Here is a 17,841-nt window from a genome sequence, read left to right as displayed (position 1 = left end):
ACCGATTTGCCAAGCTCAATCAACCCCCAAAACAAAACCCCGCCGAAAATCGACGGGGTTCGTCAACAGTCTGAGGGCGCCTCACCGGCGCCCTTTTTCATTTTTCGGCATATATGCTGTCAGACGGCCGAGCCGTAGAGGTCGTAAGCGTCGGCGCGGTCGATCTTGACGGTGACGATGTCACCGGCGCGCAGCGGCCGGCGCGACTGGATATGCACGGAGCCGTCGATCTCGGGCGCGTCGTATTTGGTGCGGCCCTTCGCCGAGGTGCCGTGCGCCTCGTCGATCAGTATCGGCAGGCGCTTGCCGACCTTCTTGGCAAGCTGCGCCGCCGAGATCTTCTGCTGGCGCTGCATGAAGCGATGCCAGCGCGCTTCCTTGATCTCCTGCGGCACCTGTTCGAGGCCGAGCTCGTTGGAGCGCGCGCCCTTGACCGGCTCGTATTTGAAGCAACCGGCGCGGTCGATCTTCGCTTCGTCCAGCCAGTCGAGCAGCATCTGGAAATCGTCCTCCGTCTCGCCGGGGAAGCCGACGATGAAGGTCGAACGGATGGCAAGATCCGGGCAGATTTCGCGCCAGCCGCGGATGCGCTCCAGCGTCTTTTCGCCATGGGCGGGACGGCGCATGTTTTTCAGCACCTGCGGCGAGGCATGCTGGAAAGGGATGTCGAGGTAGGGAAGGATTTTCCCCTCCGCCATCAGCGGAATGACGTCGGCGACATGGGGGTAGGGGTAGACATAGTGCATGCGTATCCAGATGCCTAGCTTGCCAAGCTCCTCGGCGAGATCGAGGAATTTCGCCCGCACCTCGCGATCGCCGAACAGGCTCGTCTGATACTTGACGTCGATGCCGTAGGCGCTGGTGTCCTGCGATATGACGAGGATTTCCTTGACGCCGGCCTTGGCAAGCTTTTCCGCCTCGCGCAAAACATCAGCTGCCGGCCGCGAGACGAGGTCGCCACGCAGTGCCGGGATGATGCAGAAGGTGCAACGGTTGTTGCAGCCCTCCGAAATCTTCAGATAGGCGTAGTGCCGTGGCGTGAGCTTCACACCCTGCGGCGGCAGCAGGTCGACATAGGGGTCATGGCTGGGGGGAGCGGCCTCGTGCACCGCTGCCATCACGCTCTCATAGGCCTGCGGACCAGTGATCGCCAGCACATTGGGGTGCTTCTCGCGGATGACCTCCGGCTCGGCGCCGAGACAGCCGGTGACGATGACGCGGCCGTTTTCCGAAAGGGCGGAGCCGATAGCGTTGAGCGACTCGTCACGCGCGGAATCGAGGAAGCCGCAAGTGTTGACGACGACCAGGTCGGCGCCGTCATGCCTGCGCGCGATCTCGTAACCTTCGGCGCGCAACCGCGTGATGATGCGCTCGGAATCGACGAGCGCCTTAGGGCACCCAAGACTGACGAAACTGACGCGTGGCGCGGACATTAGCAATTTCCAAGAGATAAAGCGGTTCAGTTTTGCTGACCCGCTCTGGGGATTTGTCTTATGCAATTCCGGACGGCAATCCGGCGAGAGCCACGGATAGCGATCTCGGGTGCGTGGCTGAGCCAATTCGCGCGGCGCAATAGCATGCTTCGGCAATCAAGCAAACCGGCCAATTGGCCGCGCCAAGTCGATGGCCCGCGCCGGTCTGTGGCGAGAGGCCTCAGTGGCCATCCGGCCCGAACCAGGGCGCCAGGAAGGCGAAGTGGTCGGGAAACTGCTGCACGGCGCCTTCGAGTAGCATGTTGATCGCGACGTACAGAATGATCAGCAAGCCGATATACGCAATCCAGCGATATTTGTGCAGCAGGCGCGCAACAAAAGATGCGGCAAAGCCCATCAGCGCGATCGACAAAGCCAAGCCGATGACGAGCACGGTCGGGTGCTTCATGGCGGCGCCGGCGACGGCCAGAACGTTGTCGAGCGACATGGAGACGTCGGCGATGACGATCTGCCAGGCGGCCTGCGAGAAAGTCTTGCGCGGTCCCTTGCCGGCGATCTTCCCATCCTTGTTGTAGTCGTCGTTCGACAGCGCTTCGGTTGCGTCGCGCTCGTCTTCGGGGCTGACGCGCAGCTCGCGCCACATTTTCCAGCACACCCACAAGAGCAACAGACCGCCCGCGATGAGCAGCATCGGCCCGATGCTCAGCAGCCATTGCGTGATCAGGGCGAACAAAATCCGAAGGACGGTTGCCGCCGCAATGCCGACGAGGATCGCACGCTTGCGCTGATCCGCCGGCAGGCCGGCGGCGGCAAGTCCGATCACGATCGCGTTGTCACCCGCGAGCGCGAGGTCGATCGCTACGACTTGGAGAAGGGCTGAAAGGCCTGCGGCAGTGAATATTTCCATAAACTAGAAATCCTTGCCTCAAACGAGCGTCGCCAATTGTCCAGACGGGGCCTAAAGGCACGGTGTATCAGCGTCAAGACACTGATACAGGGGTGACTGGAAACGTGTCCGCGGCCGGCACAAAGAATTCCCAGTCGAACGCGGGGGTGCTGAAAAAGCGGCCGACTAGTCGTAAAGATTGTATTTTGCCCAGTCGGTTTCCGGGATTTCGTCACCGATCTTGTAGCGGAACTGCAGCACCTGCATGTGATCGGGCGCGGTCTGGCACTTGAATTTCAGCCGGAACCATTGACCCTTGCTGCGAAAGGCGGCGCCGGGGCTCCTGATTGCATCGGCGCTCATCTGCGGCGTGGCGAAGGCATAGGCGACGACGCGGTCGGCTTTGTACTTGTGGTCGTCGTGGCTGATCCGGTCGAGCACCTCGGCGTCGCAACGCTGTTCGAGACGGGTCTCCGGATCGAGTTTCAGCAGGCCGGCGCGCAACGCGTTGTCCATCGCCTTGGCCGGCCCGGCCAGCGTCAGGGACGCCAGAACCATCAGGCAGAGCTTTTTCATGGGCGCGAGAAGCAGCATATTTTGTCTGAGAAATCAACCAAACGCACGCGCTTGTGAGATCTGTTCCGGATTGGGTTCACCGGCTCGTGATTCGACTTCGCCGGGCAGCTCAACGGATCTAAAAAATGCCCGCCGTGACGCTACTTAGGCCGACTGCCTTTGGTGTCGCGTCAGCCGATAGCGTTCTCTCCTGCGTCCTGATCGGCCGCCCCCGCGTCGGACACTTGACTATCACCTGAGCCGGCCGGGGCAAGCACCGTGACATCCATCCGAGCGATCCTGGATGCTGCCCGACCTTGAGCGCCCGGCTCGCTGTCGCCCGTCTCCAAGACGGAGGCTTTCGCTAGATGACCGACGCTCTCAGCGCTCTTGCCGGGAAAACTCGCCTCGGGTGATGCCGGAAGTCTGGCGGTACGCTGCACTGCGCCAGCGTTCTGCTGGCTTCCAATGGGGGAGGTCATGGCTGCGCTCCGGTGGATGACCGCCGCCATTTAGCACGGCTGGCTGGCGCCAACCTTGCAGATTTCAGTAGTTGCTAATCGAGGCGAGAGCGCGTCGACGCACTGCGCGGCGCGGTCTTGAGCATGGCGCCCATCGGCTTTCGGTCACAGGTACCGATGGTCGCCTCACGACATAGACTACTTCGGCTCAACAACAATGTTGGCCCGTCACTCCGGACTGCCCCTCTTTTTGTTTCGGGGGGCAGGGATGATCGCCGTAAGAGCAGAATACGCAGCAATCTCCCGGCAGGGGCTTGAGGAGAGTGCGGCAGCTTTCGCATTCGTAGAAATACTGGCAGGCATCGGCCGGCATTGGCTCGGTTTTACGGTGGGCGCAGGCCGGGCAGGTGATGGTGCTGGTGAGTTCGATCACTGCTCTTTCACCAAGCCTGCCGCATAGCCGGCGTTTGCGGAAGAGTCGGCGATCGCCGCGGTGCTCGTCTTGCCGTCGTCGAAGACAACCGTTGCAGTCTTGGCACCGACATCGGTTGAAACCGAGACGATGCCGTCGAGTTTCCTGATTGCGGTCGCAACGGTAATCGGGCAGAGCGCACATGTCATTTCGGGCACCGAGAATATAGCGGTGCGCTGTGCCGCAACGGCGGGCGCGGCGACCAAGAGCGGGACAATTGCATCGCGATTCGCATGGGGATCTCCTAGAGATTGAGCCGTCCGAAGACATCGACAGCGGCCGCCGACGCCGTAATCAGGCTCGCGGCCAACAGGATCTATCGCGTGGAACGGCGATAAACGGGGATGGCGCAGAGGGAGCCCGGAAGGCATGCGGCTTCGCTACGACGGTAGCGCCAGGCTCCAAGATCGATGAAGACGGCCGCGAGCGCCAGGAAGTATGGCTGATAGGTCGCCAGCGCGGTGAGATGCCCGATCCAGGCGCCGCTGATCCCCGCGACGGCCAGGGCAAGCGGAAGGATACAGCAGGCGGAGGCAAGGAGGCCTGCCGAAAGTCCGCCGAGGGCAAGCGACAAGGCAGATCGCGATGTCGGACTGCCGGTGGGCGATCGTCCGTTCATTCCGGCGTCTCCTTGCGCTTCGATAAGAACAGGTTGATGGCTGCGCCCGACAGCATGATCAGCAGTCCGGTGCCGAGATTGAACATCAGGATCTCGACGCTGGCGTCGATCGGATGGAACAGGGTCAGCGCCGTTGCGGTAATCCCAGCCACGGAAAGACTTGCGGCGAATATCACCGGCGCCGGGTTGAAATTGGCGGCATGGCGAAGCATGAGGCCCAGGGCGAGTGATAAAGGCAGGCTGGTCAGCACCAGCGTGGCAACACACGAAGCCGTCTCGCCGGGAGACGCATCGCCGGGAACCATCGGTGTCCAGAAACTTAGGCACTGATAGCCGATCGAGAAAAGCCACAGGGCAAGTGCCGGAAAGGGCAGCCACAGCCAGTGACGTGATCGGCCGGGAAGGCTGACGAGGAATGCCGCGACTGCTGCGAGAGCGCCGGTGAAGAGAGCCCCCGCCAGGCTCAAGGCGAAGCGGATTTCCGCCAAGCGGACGAGCAGCCCCGGCCGCCAGCCATGCGCAGCGGCAATCATGGCGAGGATCAATGCAGCCAGGAGCAGGAAACCGGTGGCACGCAACAACGGCGGGCGAAGCCGCCTGACGGGCCTCAGATTGGCGGTAAGCGCGGAGATGAGATCATCCGTGGGGATCATGGTTCACTCCCGCCGGAGAACAGTCGCCGCAGGCGCTGGACGGCGCGGTGAGTTGCGACTTTGAGCGCCGCCACGCTCATCCCGCTCGCCGCCGAGGCTTCCTTCAGCGAGAGCCCTTCGATCTTGGTGAGCAGCACGGCTTCACGCTGTCCCGGAGGAAGGCGATCGAGGGCGGCGGCAATCTCATGGAACTTCGTCATGTCCTCAAGGTTCGTGGGCTGGCCGGCAAAGGTTTCGTGCGCAGGTTCAAATTCCGTTTCGAAGGCCCGACGGCGCCCTTGGCGACGCAGACGGTCTATAAGCCTACGTCCGGCAATGGCTGTGAGCCAGGGACCGAAGGGCCGCGCCGGATCATATGTCGCGCGCACCGCATGTAGGGTGAGCAGTATATCCTGCACCGCGTCCTCGACATCGCTGGGATTGCGGTGACAGCGCGCCGCGTGGGCGCGGAGGTAAGGCGCGATGCTCTCAAGGAGCCGGCGGTAGGCATTGGCATCGCCATCCTGGGCCCTGGCCATGAGGATTGACCAATCCAGCTCTCGCACTTGTGGCGAGGGAGCAGCCACCCCCCGCACAAGTTTCAGCACTGGTTTGGTGGTCATCGCCGCTACGCCTCCGGAGAAAATCGTAAGGCTATTGGCCGGTCCAGGGAAATAGGCCCGGCGCCCAGGGCCATGATGGAGATCGCCATGGCAGCCCAGGGCAGATGGAAGTTGGCCCAGCCATCGGGCACCACAAGCTGGATGACCCCGGTCATGGCGAGTATCGCCAAGGCGGCAAAGCGGGTGGCGAGGCCCAGGACCAGCAGCACCGGCAGAATGAGTTCGGCGGTCGCGACCAGATAGGCCACGGCATCGGGCATCGGGAATCCATACTCGGCACCGAAGATATGCAGCTTGAACTCCTCTTCAAACAGATAGGCGGTGCTATCCGAAATCTGCAGGAAGCCATCCCAGCGGGTGAGGCCGGAGCGAAAAAACGGCACAGCAAGTGCGGCGCGCAGAAACAGTGGCGCCACAGCCATGGCGACAGAGGAAAGCCGCCTTGTCAGCATACGGATCAATTCCGAGGCGGAAATCATGATGGCTCGCCTCCGGCCTCTTGTTCGAGGCTCCAACCGATGAAAGCGCCGGCTTCAATCAGTCCTGACAACGTTGCGCTGAGATCGAAGCAGGCCGTGACCGCAAGCGCGGCGATGGCCGCCGTCACCACTGGCCTGCCGGCGCCCAGGCTCCCGACAAGGGCCGCTGCGCCCATGGGGATTTGGTGGACACGAACTTCTGCGCCTGGGCGGATGATGAGGGCATCCTCGCCGTCAGCACCAATATCGACGGATGCGGGCTCGCCACCTGCAATGTTCATGCGCCAGATGGTGAGGGCGGGAAACTGCGACTGCGCGACACGGAGTGAAGGATGGAGCGCCAGCCTGACCTGGGCGAGGCGGTCCTGGTCGATGGCGAGGAGATCGGCCGCGGAAAGCGGTTCCGCATCGGCAGCGTGATAGGCCTCGATCCAGGCGCGCTCGATCCTCGCTACATCGGCGAGATAGGGGAGCGGCGCCGAGGGCTCGAACGCAGCAATGAACTCGGGAAAACCTGCACCGTAGCCCGACATGATGGGGGATCGCGGCGGATGAGCAGTTGCGAATTGGCCGGACATGGCGCGGAAGAATTCGTCCCCGACGATACGATGAACCGCCGGGTAGTTTTCCTTCAATGTCTCGATGAGCCCCGCCACGACATTGTTGCGATAAACCGCAAAGCGGCGCGGACTTGCTAAGCCATCGGGTCCCACAAGACCCGGCGGCGTGGCCCGAGCAGCATCGAGCAGGGCCATCGCGAAGTCCTGCTGCCGTTCAGCCAGTCCTTCCAAGGCGCATCTCCTGCAATGGCGCGTGAGACTTCATATACGCCTCGGCCCGCATGGCCTCGGCGTGCAGTTCGCTCCATGACGGTACATCGGCGTCCCATTCGATCAGCGTCGGCGTGGGACCGAGTTTGCCGATCGCATAGGCGTAGAGTTGCCAAACCAACGGGTCGACCGGCCGGTTGTGGGTATCGATGAGCAGCGGCCTCTGTTTCTCGTCGATCTCCGGCGTGAAGCCGGCAAGGTGTATTTCCTGCACGGCGCCGAGCGGGTAGGCGTCGATATAGGCGAAGGGATCCCACTGCTGGTTGATCGAAGCGACGTGGACGTTGCTTACATCGAGCAGCAGTCCGCAGCCGGTACGCCGTTGCACCTCGGCGATGAAATCAGGCTCCGCATAGGTGCTTTCGGCAAACGCGATGTAGGTGGAAGGATTTTCGAGGAGCATTTGGCGACCGAGCGTCTCCTGCACCTCGTCGATGTGAGAGACGATGCGCTGGAGCGTTTCCTTCGTGTAGGGCACCGGCAACAGATCGTTCAGAAACGCCTCGCCATGGCTCGACCATGCAAGGTGCTCGGAGAAAAGCCCCGGCTGGTAACGGGCGATCAGGTCTTGCAGGCGCCTCAAATGGTCCTGGTCGAGGGGCCTGGCCGCACCGATCGACAGGCCGACGCCGTGCAGCGATAGCGGATAGAGCTCGCGCACTGCTGCAAGGTAGCGGTGTGGCGGTCCGCCGGCCCCCATGTAGTTTTCGGCGTGGATCTCGAAAAAACCGATGTCCGGCCCGGTTTCCAGGATCTCGCGGTAGTGCTGCGGCTTGAGTCCGACTCCGGCGCGCTGAGGAATGCTCATGATCGACCTCCCGGAAAGGCAACGGACAGGAGGCGGATGGCGTCGCCATCCGCCGGGGTCTGGAGATCAGGTGATCGGCTTCAGCGAGCCGTGGCCATTGGGTGTGGTCATGGCGGTGCAGGTACCCTTCGCCACCAGCTTGAAGGCATTGCCCTGGTAATCCTTGGTGGCCGTGCCCGCGCAGGTTGTCCCCGCGCCCGCGTAGCAGTCGTTATGGCCCTTCAGCGCCACGCCGAAGCACTTCTCCATTTTGCCGGAAGCGACCTCCTTTTTTGTCATTTCCCGCATCTTCATCATTTCTGCCTCGCTCATAGCGGCGGACGCCGAACCAATGGCGGCGGCGCCAATGGCTGCGGCAAAGGCGCTGGCTACGGCAGCGGAAATCAGACGGTTTGACATGCTTGTCCTCCAAACGGGTTGTTGCACGAACCCATCTCTCCCGGTGTCATCGAGAGCCGCAGGTTCTTCTGGAGGTTCGCCACGGGTCCGAAGGAGGTTACGCGGGTTCCGATCGCGGCGGTTCACGAAACCGTGTAGTCTTGGCTCGAGAGTGACCTTCTCAAGACCGCGATGATTGCCGACAGTCCGATCTCGGCGTCCTGTCGAACTGCGTTCGGATTGATGCGTAGACTGCTGTCTTCAAGCAACTATTTGAATTTATTGCGACAATTGCTACTGCCGTAGTGATGAAGCAGGGTCCTGGAGCCGGAACTGCCGGCGGGCATCCGGTTTGGCTGGAATCCAAGGATCAAAGAATGAGCTGTCGCGCACGCTTGTCGCCGCCAAGGGGCGCGGCAAATCGGCGGCGGCCGGCGTTCGTAGTTTCTGAAGTGGCGGAGGGAGTGGGATTCGAACCCACGGTGAACTTGCGCCCACGCCGGTTTTCAAGACCGGTGCCTTAAACCGCTCGGCCATCCCTCCGCTGCCCGGTCGCAATTGGCCGCATCGGCGGCGGAGACCGGAAGTGCTCTGCTCTAGTGTGGGGCGACAAGACATGTCAACCGTTGAAGGTGGCAGTCCTTGCCGATGCCGAGCGTCGCCTCGGACCAGGCCTGTGAACAGGGCCTGCCATAATCTCGCCCTGTTGCGGCCATAATCGATTAACATCGTGATAAGCAATTCCTGTGCACAAAGGGATTGGGGATCAAGGTGTTGCTGGCATTGGCGAGCGCTTGGCTCCGACCGGTGGCGGCGAGACTAGGGGACAATCGAAAACATGCAGACTTCGGCGCGCCCGCGTCTTCGTCGTGCTCCTGCTTTCGCACTGTGCGCCCTGTCGGCGGTGCTGCTTGCCGGCTGCACGTCTACGCCGCAACCGAAAGGGATGGTCGACAAGCGGCCACACTCCAAGGAATATTTCGCCGAATCCGAATATGGCGTGAAGGCGAGCCCGCGCGTTGCCTTCATGCGGCGTGGCGGCGGCCGCGACCAGCTCGGCAAGCCCTATCAGGTGCGCGGCAAGTGGTATTACCCGAAGGAAGACAGGCACTACGCCAAGGTCGGGTTGGCTTCCTGGTATGGCGATGCCTTCCATGGGCGGCTGACCGCCAATGGCGAAGTCTACGACACGGCGCAACTGACGGCGGCGCATCCGACGATGCCGCTGCCAAGCTATGCCCGCGTGACCAATCTCGACACCGGCAGCTCGGTCATCGTGCGCGTCAACGATCGCGGCCCGTATCATGAGGGCCGCATCATCGACGTCTCGCAGCGTGCCGCGCAAATGCTCGATTATGACAAGGTCGGCACGGCAAGGGTGAAGGTCGAATATGTCGGCCGGGCGCCGCTCGACGGCAATGACGACCAGTACCTGATGGCTTCCTATCGCCCGGGCAACAACAGACCCGATCCGTCCGACGGTTTGCCGACCGGCGTGATGGTCGCCATGAACGGCCCGTCGCCCAGCATGCAGACGGACGCGCCTCCGGCCGCCGTTCCGTTCCCCGGCCAGTTGACCAATTCGGGACAGGCTTTCGCCGCGCAGCCAGGACTGTCGGAACAGCCGACCGTGCAACCGGCGATGTCGGCGCAGGCGCCGGGCGCCAGCGATGTCGCCTTGCCGGATTTCGGGCCGATCGTGCCAGAGCGGCCCGGGTTGCGGCCGGAGTTCAGGCTGCCGCCGAACTCGCCCTTCGCCATGGCCTCGCTGTCCTATGCGGATGAGCGCGTCGGTCGCGCCGACGTCTTTGCCGCCCTCGACGGCAGCGGCATGTCGCCGGCCGACATCCTGCAGTCGTGGAAGAAATCCAACCCGCAGGGGCAGGCGCCGGCCTCGGACTATGTCGCCGCCGGTTCCTTCGACGATGCCGCCGAGGCGAAGCGCGTGGCGGCGGCACTTGAGCCGTTCGGCAGGACCGAAATACAGCGCACCGAGCTCGACGGCAACGACTGGTATGCGGTCAACGTCTATCCGAATGGCCATGGCAGTATCGACGATCTGCTGAAGGCGGCATGGTCGCACGGGGCGCCGGACGCGTTAGTTGTGCGAAACTGATCTGTTTCGCAGGCGCGGTTGATCCGCCGGAAAAAACCCTGCTAGCTTGGCCGGACGATTTTTTGCGCAATTCCGGACGGAAACCCGCTGCGCACTTTTCCTGGAATTGCTTGGGGGTCGAGACTTCATGCAATTGCGCGTCTTTTCACCGTTCGCCGGTTCGTTGGGTCTGGCCCTTTTGCTGTTTTGCCTTGGCCCGGCCAGCGCACAGCTTTTCGAGACCAAGGCGGCCCAGGCCTTCATGATCGATGCCGATACCGGGACGGTGCTTTTCGCCAAGGATGCGGACAAGCCTATTCCGCCGGCATCGATGGCCAAGCTGATGACGATGGAGGTGGTCTTCAACGCCGTCAAATCGAAGCGGATCACGCTCGACGATACCTTCGTGGTCAGCGAAAACGCCTGGCGCACGGGTGGCGCGCCGTCTGGAACCTCGACCATGTTCGCCAAGCTCAAATCGGCGGTCCGCGTCGAAGACCTGATTCAGGGCGTGACCATACAGGCCGCCAATGACGGCTGCATCGTGCTCGCCGAAGGCATGGCCGGCTCGGAGGCGAATTTCGCCGCGCAGATGACGGAGCGCGCCCGCGAGATCGGCCTGCAAAAATCGACCTTCGTCAACTCGACTGGGCTGCCGGCCGACGGCCAGCAGACGACGGTGCGGGAACTGACGATGCTGGCGCTGCATATCTGGCGCGATTATCCGGAGTTCTTCCACTACTACGGCCAGCCCGACTTCACCTGGAACAAGATCTCCCAGAGGAACCGCAATCCGCTCTTGGCCATGGGCATCGATGCCGACGGCTTTGTCGCCGGGGCGAGCGAGACCGCCGGCTTTGGCATCGTCGGCACGGTCAGCCACAACGGCATTCGCGTGATCGCGGCGCTTAGCGGGCTGGCGAGCGACCGGGAACGCTCCGAAGAGGCGCGCAAGCTGCTCGACTGGGGATCGCGTTCGTTCCAGAAGACCGAGATCTTCGCCAAGGACGAGGTTGTCGGCGAAGCCGAGGTTTTCGGGGGCGCCAAATCCGACGTGGCCTTGAAAGCCAAGGGGCCGGTGGACATCTTCTTGCCGATAACCAACCGTGACAAGCTGACGGCCAGGATCGTTTACAATGGTCCAGTGGCGGCGCCGGTGAAGGAGGGGCAACCGGTCGGGGAGCTGCGCGTTTGGATAGGCGACACGCTCAGCCAGCAGACGCCGCTTTTTGCCGCCGAGTCGGTGAAGGTCGGCACGCTGCCGCAGCGTGCGCTGGACGCCGCCAAGGAACTGGCTGTCGGCTGGCTGCGTCGGAAACATTTGTGATCGGGGAGGCTCGTGGACCTTTTGTCGGACGGGAGCTATGACAGCGGCCAGGATGGACAAAGGCATTCTCGATTGGCGAGCGGATTTTTCATCACCTTCGAAGGCGGCGAAGGAGCCGGCAAGTCGACGCAGATCGAGCGGCTGGCGCGGCGCATGCGCGCCAAGAAGTACGAGGTTCTGGTGACGCGCGAGCCGGGCGGCTCGCCGGGCGCCGAGGCGGTCAGACATGTGCTTTTGTCCGGCGCCGCCGAACCGTTCGGCCCGAAGATGGAGGCGATCCTCTTCGCCGCCGCGCGCTCCGACCATGTCGAGCAGGTGATCCGGCCAGCGGTCGAACGCGGCACGATCGTGCTTTGCGATCGCTTCATCGATTCCTCCCGCGTCTATCAGGGTGTCACGGGGGGGCTCGACCCGGATTTCATGGAGGCGCTGGAAGCGGTCGCCATCAACGGCATGGTTCCCGACATGACGCTGATCTTCGACATCGATCCGGCCGAAGGCCTGAAACGCGCCGCGGCACGGCGAGGCGCGGGCGACAGCGCCGACCGCTTCGAGAAGGAGACTTTAGCCATCCACCAGCGCCGGCGCGAGGCTTACCTGGCGATCGCCGAGGCGGAGCCGGATCGCTGCATCGTCATCGATGCGTCGGCCGATCCCGAAACGGTGGAAAACGTCATCACGACGGCCGTGTTCGCGGTGCTGGAAAAGCGGATGCCGGTGCAAAGGAAGCAGACGGCGCCGGCATGATCTTCGAACGCATCGCCCCCGAACAGCATGACACGCTGGACGGCGTTCCCGAGCCGTCGGAGACGCCGCGGCTTGTCGGCCATGCGCAGGCGGTAAACATGCTTGCTGCAGCCTACCGCGCCGGCAAGCTGCCGCACGCGCTGATCCTCGCCGGGCCGCACGGCATCGGCAAGGCGACACTTGCCTTCCACCTGGCGCATCACGTGCTCAAACATCCGGATTTCGCGGCCGCGCCCGAAACGCTTGCCGTTCCCGATCCGGCGTCGTCGCTGTTTCGCCAGATCGCGACCGGTGCGCATCCTTCGGTTCTGCATCTGACGCGTCCGGCCAACGACAAGACCAAGAGCTTCAAGACGGTGCTCACCGTCGACGAGATCCGCAAGGTAAGCCGCTTCCTGTCGATGACCTCGCATGACGGCAGCTACCGCGTCGTCATCGTCGATCCGGCGGACGACATGAACACCAATGCCGCCAATGCCTTGCTCAAGAACCTCGAGGAGCCGCCGGCGCGCACGCTGTTCATCCTGATCGTGCATGCGCCGGGCAGCCTTTTGCCGACGATCCGGTCGCGCTGCCAGATGGTGAGGCTGACGCCGCTTGCGCCGGACGAGCTGATGGCGGTGCTGGAAAATGTCGAGCCGCCACCGCCGGACGATCCGGCGGCGCGCGCGGCGTTGGCCGAGCGGGCAGGGGGCAGCGCCCGCAACGCGATCCTGCTGACCCAATATGGCGGGCTGGAGATAGCCGGCGCGCTCGATGCCCTAGTGGCGGCGCAGAAGCCCGACATTGCCGGCGCCCACCGCCTCGCCGAGGCCGTGGCCGGGCGCGACCAGGCGATCCAGTTCGATATCTTCAACCGCCGCGCGCTCGACCTCCTGTCGGCGGCGGCCAGCGAAGCGGCTTTGGCCGGCGACCTCGCCAGGGCCAAAACGCTGTCCGAGGCTTGGCATGAGGCCCTGAACACGATATCTGAGGCCGAGACCTACAATCTCGACAAGAAGCAGCACACCCTGACCATGATCGACCGCCTGAACTCTGTGATGCGAATGTGACGGTTTGTTTTGATGCATGCCGTTGCCCCTAAACCGGGGGCCACTTTTGGGCGGCATGCATCGGCCTCGGGATGGCAATCGCCATGCCGATAGTTTATCCACCGCCACAACTCACATTCAGACATTCATGACGGTTCATTCATGTCACGCGACACATTCTACATCACGACCGCGATCTCCTACCCGAACGGCAAGCCGCATATCGGCCATGCCTACGAGCTGATCGCCACCGACGCGCTCGCCCGCTTCCAGCGACTCGACGGCAAGGACGTCTACTTCCTGACCGGCACTGACGAGCACGGTATCAAGATGCTGCAGACGGCGCGGAAGGAAGGCATTTCGCCGCGCGAGCTCGCCGACCGCAACGCGGCCGAGTTCAAGCGCATGGCGAGCGCGCTCAACGCCTCGAACGACGATTTCATCCGCACCACCGAAGAGCGGCACTACGCGTCCTCGCAGGCGATCTGGAAGGCGATGGCCGCCAATGGCGACATCTACAAGGGCGGCTATGCCGGCTGGTATTCGGTGCGCGACGAAGCCTATTACGGCGAGGAAGAGACCGAGGTCCGCGACGACAACGTGCGCTACGGGCCGCAGGGAACGCCCGTCGAGTGGGTCGAGGAAGAGAGCTATTTCTTCCGGCTGTCGGCCTATCAGGACAAGCTGATCGCGCTTTATGAAAACCAGCCCGATTTCATCGGCCCGGCCGAGCGCCGCAACGAGGTGATGAGGTTCGTCAAGTCGGGCCTGAAGGACCTGTCGATCTCGCGCACCACCTTCGACTGGGGCGTGCCGGTGCCTGGCGACGAGAAGCACGTGATGTATGTGTGGGTCGACGCCTTGACCAACTACATCACCGGTGTCGGTTATCCCGATGAAAATGCTGAGAAATGGCGTTTTTGGCCAGCCGACGCGCATATCATCGGCAAGGACATCGTGCGCTTCCACGCCATCTACTGGCCGGCTTTCCTGATGTCGGCGGGGATCCCGCTGCCGAAGCGCGTCTTCGGTCACGGCTTCCTGTTCAACCGGGGCGAGAAGATGTCGAAGTCGGTCGGCAACGTCATCGACCCGTTCACCATGGCCGAGCATTACGGCGTCGACCAGGTGCGCTATTTCTTCTTGCGCGAGGTGCCGTTCGGCCAGGACGGCAACTACAGCCACGAAGCGATCGTCAACCGCACCAACGCCGATCTCGCCAACGGGCTCGGCAATCTGGCACAGCGCTCGCTGTCGATGATCGCCAAGAACTGCGGCGGCGCGGTGCCGAGGCGCGGCGAGTTGGCCGAAGCTGACCGGGCGATCCTCGACCAGGCGGTTGAGGCACTTGTCGTCGCGCGCAGGGCGATGGCGGAGCAGGGCATCCATCTGGCGCTGGCGGCGATCTTCGGCGTGGTGGCCGAAGCCGACCGCTATTTCGCGTCCCAGGAGCCCTGGGCGCTGCGAAAGACAGATCCGGAGCGCATGGAAACGGTGCTGTGGACGACGGCCGAGGTCGTGCGGCGGGTGACGGTGCTCTGCCAGCCCTTCATTCCGGGGTCGGCGGCGAAGCTGCTCGATCTCCTGGCCGTGCCGGCGGACAAACGCAACTTCGAGCATGTCCATGCGGAGCATGCGCTTGTGCCCGGCGCCGCCTTGCCGGCACCCGAGGGCGTGTTTCCGCGTTACGTCGAGCAGGACACCAAAGCGTGATGCTTGTCGACAGCCATTGCCATCTAGACTTTCCGGACTTCGCCGAGGAGCGGGGGACAATAGTCGCCCGCGCCCTGGCGGCGGGGGTCGGCCGCATGGTGACGATCTCGACGAGAGTGAGACGCTTTCAGCAAGTCCTTGAAATCGCTGAGACTTTTAATGAAGTCTATTGCTCGGTCGGCACCCATCCGCATCAGGCGGCGGAAGAGCTCGATGTGACCGCCGACGAGCTGGTGCGGCTTTCCAGCCATCCCAAGGTGGTGGCGATCGGCGAAGCCGGGCTTGACTATTTCTACGACCACGCGCCGCGCGAGGCGCAGGCGCAAGGCTTCCGCACCCATATCGCCGCCGCGCGCCGGACCGGCCTGCCGCTGGTCATCCATTCGCGAGCCGCCGACGACGACATGGCGGCGATCCTTGAGGACGAAACAGGGAAGGGCGCTTTCCCCTTCATTCTGCATTGCTTTTCGTCCGGGCGCAGGCTGGCGGAAGTCGGCGTGACGTTGGGCGGTTATGTCTCCTTCTCGGGCATCCTGACCTTCAAGAACTCGGCCGAGTTGCGCGCCATCGCCGCGGACGTCGCGCGCGATCGGCTCCTGGTCGAGACCGACGCGCCCTACCTTGCACCAATCCCGCACCGGGGAAAACGCAACGAGCCCGCCTATGTGGCGAACACGGCGAAGGTGCTGGCCGAAACCATCGGCGTCAGCGAGGCGGAGATCGCCGAAATCACCACCGAGAACGTCTTCAGGCTGTTCACCAAGATGCCGCGTCCGGAAATGGCGGCCGGTTGAGACATGAGCGACCGGCTGCGCCTCACCATTCTCGGCTGCGGCTCGTCGCCTGGCACGCCGCGCATCACCGGTGACTGGGGCAATTGCGACCCCAAGAATCCGAGAAACCGGCGCATGCGCACGGCGGCCCTGGTCGAACGGATCGCTGCCAATGGCGGACGCACCACGGTCGTCATCGACACCGGACCGGATTTCCGCGAGCAGATGCTGCTGTCCTCGGTCAGGCGTATCGACGCCGTTGTCTATACCCATCCGCATGCCGACCACATCCACGGCATCGACGACTTGCGCGGCTATGTGCACGAGCAGCGGCACCGCATCGACATTCATGCCGACGAGCCGACGATGGGACGGCTGCGGCAGGCGTTCGGCTATTGCTTCGAGACGCCGCCCGGCAGTTCGTATCCGCCGATCGTGAAGCCGCATCTCATCGACCATGCCAGGCCGGTCGTGGTCGAAGGCGAGGGGGGTCCCCTCGCCCTTGAGCCGCTGCCGCAGATCCATGGCGACATCATCTCACTGGGCTTCCGAATCGGCGGGCTAGCGTATTGCCCGGATATCAGCGACTTCCCGGCTGCCACTGCGGAACGGCTGCAGGGCCTTGACGTGCTGGTGATCGACGCGCTGCAGTACAACACGCATCCGAGCCATCTGTCGCTTGGACAAGCATTGGGCTGGATCGAGAAGCTGGCTCCGAAGAGCGCCGTCCTGACGCATATGCACGTGCCGCTCGACTACGCCGTGGTTATGGCCGAGACGCCAGAGCACGTGGTGCCAGCCTATGATAGTATGGCGATCGAAATCGCTTACGAGTCAGCACGATAGACATGCTTGCTCACATGCGCTCGTAGTGACGCGCAAGTTTTGGAAGCGCGCGCTCGCTCGGCTGTGAAGGTCACAGAGCTAAGGCTGCCGGCCGTCTCGGTCTATTCTTTGACTGAATTGGATCGCACGTCGACCACTGCGGTCGCAGTCTGCTTAGGCAACAACGGATGCGGCCTATTCGGGTATGAAACCGCGCCAATTCCCGGTTCCGGCTCAATACGAAAGTTCCATAATCTATCTTATGCGACTTATTCGGGTGTGTTCGTGGAGGCTGTGAGCATCCGGCACCGGAACCACAATCAGGCTTGAATCAGGCCCTTTGCCGCCAAGGTTGTCCGCGTGGCCGCCAGCCCTCGCGGCCAGATCACTAGCCATCCAGGTGGCTGCGGACGTACTCAGCGATTTCGGGATGGCAGCGAACCGATGAAGCAACTAGCCTGCCCGCCCGGCGGCCTCACCTACATGCAGGCGATCGACCTGATCTCGGGCCTCGGCAAACGGGCCAGGATCGCCGGATTCGACCTTGTCGAGCACTATCCTCCCGCCGACATTGACGGCCTGTCGGCGCTGACAGCCGCACGGCTTCTCGTCAACGTGATCGGCGCAATCGTCCGGCAGGTTTGAAGCCCAGCCTTCGCATGATCGCCGACAAGCGTTTCCTATTGTGGCCGTCGGGTGGCCATCTTGAGCTCATTCGGGAGGCAACCTCCCTGCCCTATGGCCATCGATGGCGACGCAGTGCCCTTGTGGCATTCGCCTCTATCGTTGCCAGAAGGGCAGCTTGGCAATCTCTTCTTCGACCTGCCGTCTCGTCAAACCGATGTCGTCGATCAGATGCGGATTGTCCCTCGATATGCGCTTGAGTTCCCAGCGGAAGTGCGTCTGTTCGCGCCAACTCGCGATAGCGCTTCGCAGGGCCGCGAGACTGTAGCGCCGGGGTGACGCGTCCGGCCTCGCAGCCTTGCGCGTGCACACTGCGTGATGCGGCGCCGAGGCAAAAATATCGTTCATGGCAACCTCCTGATGGTTGAGTGCCCGGAGGCCTTCGACCTGAAAGAGGTTGAATTCTGCAGGATGCGGACCGCGTCGTAATTAAGCCCGTCCAAATAGTTCTCAAAACTTCCAAATCGGCT

Annotated in this window: 20 protein-coding genes, 1 tRNA gene and 1 pseudogene; 8 read left to right on the top strand and 14 right to left on the bottom strand. The window is 63.0% G+C overall.

What is annotated here, in order from left to right; translation table 11 throughout:
- Window positions 1–119: 119 nt before the first annotated feature.
- From rimO to P9236_RS29245, 13 genes are all read right to left on the bottom strand, one after another.
- Entirely contained in the window at window positions 120–1,433 is a 1,314-nt protein-coding gene (rimO, locus tag P9236_RS29305; protein ID WP_278078053.1) for a 30S ribosomal protein S12 methylthiotransferase RimO, read from the bottom strand.
- 220 nt (window positions 1,434–1,653) lie between these two features.
- Window positions 1,654–2,340, bottom strand: coding sequence for a TerC family protein (locus P9236_RS29300; protein WP_278078052.1), 687 nt, complete (start codon window positions 2,338–2,340; stop codon window positions 1,654–1,656).
- A gap of 165 nt (window positions 2,341–2,505) precedes the next feature.
- Window positions 2,506–2,913 (bottom strand): DUF930 domain-containing protein, encoded by a 408-nt coding sequence (locus P9236_RS29295; RefSeq protein WP_278078051.1) that lies wholly within the window; start codon window positions 2,911–2,913, stop codon window positions 2,506–2,508.
- A 630-nt stretch (window positions 2,914–3,543) separates the two neighbouring features.
- The gene (locus P9236_RS29290; protein ID WP_278078056.1) at window positions 3,544–3,765 is read right to left on the bottom strand and encodes a GDCCVxC domain-containing (seleno)protein; all 222 of its coding nucleotides are present in this window, start codon (window positions 3,763–3,765) and stop codon (window positions 3,544–3,546) included.
- The gene (locus P9236_RS29285) at window positions 3,765–4,013 is read right to left on the bottom strand and encodes a cation transporter (RefSeq protein WP_278078050.1); all 249 of its coding nucleotides are present in this window, start codon (window positions 4,011–4,013) and stop codon (window positions 3,765–3,767) included. Before P9236_RS29285 ends, P9236_RS29290 begins: the two co-directional genes overlap by 1 nt.
- Window positions 4,014–4,123: 110 nt before the next feature.
- Entirely contained in the window at window positions 4,124–4,426 is a 303-nt protein-coding gene (locus tag P9236_RS29280) for a mercuric transporter MerT family protein (RefSeq protein ID WP_278078049.1), read from the bottom strand.
- A complete protein-coding gene (locus tag P9236_RS29275) occupies window positions 4,423–5,079 on the bottom strand; it encodes an NrsF family protein (protein WP_278078048.1) in 657 nt (218 codons plus the stop codon). The genes P9236_RS29280 and P9236_RS29275 overlap by 4 nt, the downstream gene beginning before the upstream one ends.
- Complete coding sequence (locus P9236_RS29270; protein WP_278078047.1) at window positions 5,076–5,681, bottom strand: sigma-70 family RNA polymerase sigma factor; 606 nt, start codon at window positions 5,679–5,681, stop codon at window positions 5,076–5,078. Before P9236_RS29270 ends, P9236_RS29275 begins: the two co-directional genes overlap by 4 nt.
- A gap of 5 nt (window positions 5,682–5,686) precedes the next feature.
- Window positions 5,687–6,160 carry a DoxX family protein gene (locus tag P9236_RS29265; protein ID WP_278078046.1) on the bottom strand — a complete coding sequence of 158 codons (474 nt, stop codon included), beginning with the start codon at window positions 6,158–6,160 and terminating at the stop codon, window positions 5,687–5,689.
- Entirely contained in the window at window positions 6,157–6,951 is a 795-nt protein-coding gene (locus P9236_RS29260; RefSeq protein ID WP_278078045.1) for a DNA-binding domain-containing protein, read from the bottom strand. The genes P9236_RS29265 and P9236_RS29260 overlap by 4 nt, the downstream gene beginning before the upstream one ends.
- Window positions 6,935–7,798: a DUF692 domain-containing protein gene (locus P9236_RS29255; protein WP_278078044.1), complete on the bottom strand. Its 864-nt coding sequence runs from the start codon at window positions 7,796–7,798 to the stop codon at window positions 6,935–6,937. Before P9236_RS29255 ends, P9236_RS29260 begins: the two co-directional genes overlap by 17 nt.
- A gap of 66 nt (window positions 7,799–7,864) precedes the next feature.
- A complete protein-coding gene (locus tag P9236_RS29250; RefSeq protein ID WP_278078043.1) occupies window positions 7,865–8,197 on the bottom strand; it encodes a DUF2282 domain-containing protein in 333 nt (110 codons plus the stop codon).
- Between the two features lie 432 nt (window positions 8,198–8,629).
- Window positions 8,630–8,719, bottom strand: a tRNA-Ser gene (locus tag P9236_RS29245).
- A gap of 295 nt (window positions 8,720–9,014) precedes the next feature.
- On the opposite strand from P9236_RS29245, the gene P9236_RS29240 reads away from it, so the two are divergent.
- The 8 genes and pseudogenes from P9236_RS29240 to P9236_RS29205 all read left to right on the top strand — a co-directional run.
- Window positions 9,015–10,292, top strand: coding sequence for a septal ring lytic transglycosylase RlpA family protein (locus tag P9236_RS29240; protein WP_278078042.1), 1,278 nt, complete (start codon window positions 9,015–9,017; stop codon window positions 10,290–10,292).
- Window positions 10,293–10,419: 127 nt separating this feature from the next.
- Complete coding sequence (locus P9236_RS29235; protein ID WP_278078041.1) at window positions 10,420–11,598, top strand: D-alanyl-D-alanine carboxypeptidase family protein; 1,179 nt, start codon at window positions 10,420–10,422, stop codon at window positions 11,596–11,598.
- 72 nt (window positions 11,599–11,670) lie between these two features.
- Window positions 11,671–12,345, top strand: coding sequence for a dTMP kinase (gene tmk, locus P9236_RS29230; protein WP_278078040.1), 675 nt, complete (start codon window positions 11,671–11,673; stop codon window positions 12,343–12,345).
- Window positions 12,342–13,397 (top strand): DNA polymerase III subunit delta', encoded by a 1,056-nt coding sequence (locus tag P9236_RS29225; RefSeq protein ID WP_278078039.1) that lies wholly within the window; start codon window positions 12,342–12,344, stop codon window positions 13,395–13,397. The genes tmk and P9236_RS29225 overlap by 4 nt, the downstream gene beginning before the upstream one ends.
- 141 nt (window positions 13,398–13,538) lie before the next feature.
- Window positions 13,539–15,089, top strand: a complete 1,551-nt coding sequence (gene metG / locus P9236_RS29220; protein ID WP_278078038.1) for a methionine--tRNA ligase — start codon at window positions 13,539–13,541, stop codon at window positions 15,087–15,089.
- A complete protein-coding gene (locus tag P9236_RS29215; protein ID WP_278078055.1) occupies window positions 15,089–15,883 on the top strand; it encodes a TatD family hydrolase in 795 nt (264 codons plus the stop codon). Before metG ends, P9236_RS29215 begins: the two co-directional genes overlap by 1 nt.
- Before the next feature lie 3 nt (window positions 15,884–15,886).
- Window positions 15,887–16,708 carry an MBL fold metallo-hydrolase gene (locus tag P9236_RS29210; RefSeq protein WP_278078037.1) on the top strand — a complete coding sequence of 274 codons (822 nt, stop codon included), beginning with the start codon at window positions 15,887–15,889 and terminating at the stop codon, window positions 16,706–16,708.
- Between the two features lie 444 nt (window positions 16,709–17,152).
- A pseudogene (locus tag P9236_RS29205) lies at window positions 17,153–17,332 on the top strand (arginase family protein); the annotation flags it as partial.
- Between the two features lie 135 nt (window positions 17,333–17,467).
- Here P9236_RS29205 and P9236_RS29200 read toward each other — a convergent pair.
- A complete protein-coding gene (locus tag P9236_RS29200) occupies window positions 17,468–17,719 on the bottom strand; it encodes a DUF1127 domain-containing protein (RefSeq protein WP_278078036.1) in 252 nt (83 codons plus the stop codon).
- Window positions 17,720–17,841: the final 122 nt, after the last annotated feature.

It is taken from the genome of Mesorhizobium sp. WSM4884 (assembly GCF_029625675.1).
Classification (GTDB): domain Bacteria; phylum Pseudomonadota; class Alphaproteobacteria; order Rhizobiales; family Rhizobiaceae; genus Mesorhizobium.
The sequence above is the reverse complement of the archived record's forward strand: the minus strand, read 5'-3'. Positions and strand labels throughout refer to the sequence as shown.